General features: G+C 51.4%; 1 protein-coding gene. It reads right to left on the bottom strand.

Annotated elements, in window-relative coordinates; genetic code table 11:
* Positions 1–168: 168 nt before the first annotated feature.
* Complete coding sequence (locus tag AACP44_RS08950; protein WP_339340183.1) at positions 169–2229, bottom strand: hypothetical protein; 2061 nt, start codon at positions 2227–2229, stop codon at positions 169–171.
* Positions 2230–2589: the final 360 nt, after the last annotated feature.

The following is a 2589-nucleotide window of genomic DNA, read 5'->3' on the forward strand; positions in this document are numbered from 1 at the left end:
ACCCACTCACCGGCGAATCTTCCTATCTGGCTCATTTCTCAGATTTTTTCTTGGCCTTGCTCTTGAAATGCTCAAGGAGCTCTTCTGGCATCTTGCCATCTTTGCTCTTTTTTGATTCGCCTTTCTTGTGAGCCTTGGCCTTTGCTTTAGCGGATTCTTTGCTGTGATTCATCGCGAAAACATTTTGTTGCGGAAACGAGCCAGAAGCTCAATAGCGGCATTTCTGCTGGGATCAGAAGCCCCTTCAGCCAAGCCGCGAGTTACATTCTGGCGTGCCTGTAGAGGCAAAGCGTTGATGATTTGCTGCTGTTCATCAACACTTCCCTTACTCGCAGGTGCATTTATTGAAGTTCCAGAATCAGCCGCTGATTGTTCACGGGCCTGACCCAACAATGCAAGCCGCTCATCAAACGCTTGTTGAAAGCGTTCGGCTGACGCATTTTGACGGATGAACTCTGCAATGTTTGCTCGCTCTCGCATTCCAGAGGCTGCGTCCACAGGTTGCATACCTGTTTCGCGATAGATAGTTAGGGGGTCAGGTATGTCAGCTTCTGGCTGACTGGTTGCTCTCAGGAATCCAGTCAATTTGGGATTACGATACTGCTCGCGCACTGCCTGGGCCTCGGCAGAGCTGAACTGCGGTACATATCCCTCTACTGCGTACATGTTGGACCTTGTTACCGGCCCTGACATCGATTCAGAAGTCGCAGTCCTGTAGTCGCTTGGTTCCTGATTGGGCGATTCAATCGCGTAACCACGGTTGTAATCATCACGATTTGACAAACTGCGGATGTCATTCTCCACCAGATCTTTTTCGTAGACGATTTCTTCGGAAGGTGAATCCGGATAATCCGGCAAGTTCGGGTCTTCAGCGAAGAGATCGACCTCGCGACCCTGCGCACGGCCAGAAGCTTCTACGCGCACCCGGCGAATTGCCTCATGACCAACCGTTCCAGGCTCAAACAAGGGGCGTCCAATCTCATCTTCGAGTGCAGCAAGAGCTCTGTAGCCATTCGCGACGTCAGGCGCATCCATGAATGCGCCTTTCGAAAGCTGGTCCAGCAGCTGATTGAATGAGACTTTCTTGCCATCAGAGTCTCTGAATTTGTTTTCAACTTTTATGCGTATTCCGCCGACCTTGGCGTACTGATCGTCACGATTCAGGAAAGGAACAGCACCAATTTCAACCAATTTTTCAACCTCTGTCTGCCGCAAGCTTGCGGGAGCACCACCAGTGCCACGGACGGGGCTGCCTTTCCTGTTTTTGACGCGGCCGGTCATTCTTGTAGAGAGCGGATTGCTTTCGTTAAACCGCCGATCAGCAATATCTGTCCGCAATTTGTCGTAATTACGGGCAGTTGGAGAGCCTAGTCGGAAGTAATCCTTCTGGATTTCACCCCCTTGTTGCTGAATTTGATAAACAGGGATTTCTTGCCCGCCTCGCTTCAGGAATCCAATCTGATTCCGATCACGAGCTGGCACAAAATCGCCTTCTTTGTACAAGCTTTCGAGTTCTGGCCGGCCAATTAGCGGGGTCTTAGAGCCTTCAGATGCCTGATTGATGAGCTCGCCAAGAGTCATCTCGTTATATCGATCGAATGCAGCCGTTGAATCCAGGTCACCTTCGTCAGTAAACGCTGCAGTGCTTGGATACACCTCTCTTTCAATAGTCCTGTCCCGCGGGGTACGGAATGGGACAGTTACTGACCCATATGGATTGATATCGTCCTGGAATTGCCTTCGAATGAACCCACCAGGTGCTGTGCTTGCGTCAAAATCACCGGCAACAATGTCGTCGTACTTCTCTGCACGCACGCCACGCTCTTGAGGCAAGCTTCTGCGCAGGTAATCCTGCAGAATTTCGGCTTCAGTCCTGGAGCTCAAGTCGACTCGAGCTGGGTACAAAGATGCGGCGTACTCTGCTTCAGGATCTCGAGCGATGGCCTGCATCAATTGCAGTTCTTCGGCCGTGATATTTGGTCGTGTTCCAGCCTTACCGGCTCTTTCTGCACGATTTTCCAGGTACTCACTGTCATACCCAGTCGCCATTGCTGGGTCTTCAATACGCGCTGAGTCCTGCATGCCCAGCATCAACTTTTCAATCTCTGTAAATGTGGTTCCCGTCCTCGGATCACCAGCTCGCAGCGGAATCGCACCTAGCCGGCGCCGCTCGTCCCGGTAGTCACCAAGGTCACGAAAGCGTCCGACGCCACCAATTCCACCTTCCATCTAAAGACAAATCTTGCACTCCGTAAGACAAGTCTATCGACGCTAAATATCGGCCTCGCGGGTGATTTAGCCCCTAATTTTTTGCCAAATTTTTTAGCACATAGAAATAGGGAAAAAATACACGTTTAAAAATAGGGAAAAAATTCCACCTGAAACTAAAGTTGGCCAGCAGCGGCCCCCGCGGGAAAGTTCTGATTTTTGTTGCGCCGCGCGGTATACATCTCACACCCCTCGCACCTTCCGATACCGGTCAAACAAAAAAAGGATTGGCTCGGGGTTTACCTGAGTAGACGCGACCGCTCAGCGAGCGCGATTCGCTACGCGAAGTCGCCGGCTCGCGTTTCGCTGGGGAACACGCGT

Origin of the sequence: uncultured Oceanicoccus sp., from assembly GCF_963968385.1 — a bacterium.
Taxonomy (GTDB): domain Bacteria; phylum Pseudomonadota; class Gammaproteobacteria; order Pseudomonadales; family Dasaniaceae; genus Oceanicoccus.